Consider the following 593-nt stretch of genomic DNA (forward strand, 5'->3'; position numbering starts at 1 on the left):
CCGTTCTTATAATCAATAATCAGGACTTATAACCATGTCTACAGGGAAAACCACGCTGGCGCTGCTGCTGAGCGCCCTGCTGCCGGCCGGCGCCGCCTGGGCCGCAGGCAATGACACTCTGGTCTACTGCTCAGAAGCCTCTCCGGAGTCCTTCAATCCGCAGATCGCCAGCTCCGGTCCGTCGTTCGTCGCCAGCTCGCAGGTACTGTATAACCGTCTGGTGAGCTTTGACCCGGTGAAAAATACGCCGATCCCGTCGCTGGCCACCGAGTGGCACGTCTCTGAGGATGGCAAAACCTGGACCTTTACTCTGCGTCAGGGGGTGAAGTTCAACAGCAACAAATTCTTCAAACCGACCCGCGATTTTAACGCCGACGACGTCCTGTTCTCCGTGCTGCGCCAGATGGATCCTCAGCATCCTTATCATAAGGTGTCGCAGGGGAACTATGAATACTTCCACGACGTGGGCCTCGATAAGCTGATTAAATCGGTGAAAAAGGTGGATGATTACCATGTGCAGTTCGAGCTCAACGAGCCGAACGCGGCGTTTCTTGCCGACTGGGGCATGGACTTCGCCTCTATTCTGTCGGCAG

1 protein-coding gene is annotated in these 593 nt (G+C 55.8%); it reads left to right on the forward strand.

What is annotated here, in order from left to right:
• Positions 1–34 precede the first annotated feature (34 nt).
• Positions 35–593: ABC transporter substrate-binding protein (locus ABD339_RS33580; RefSeq protein WP_344570952.1), on the forward strand; the 559-nt coding region annotated here is incomplete at its 3' end.

Origin of the sequence: Streptomyces axinellae, assembly GCF_039532135.1 — a bacterium.
GTDB lineage: Bacteria > Actinomycetota > Actinomycetes > Streptomycetales > Streptomycetaceae > Streptomyces > Streptomyces axinellae.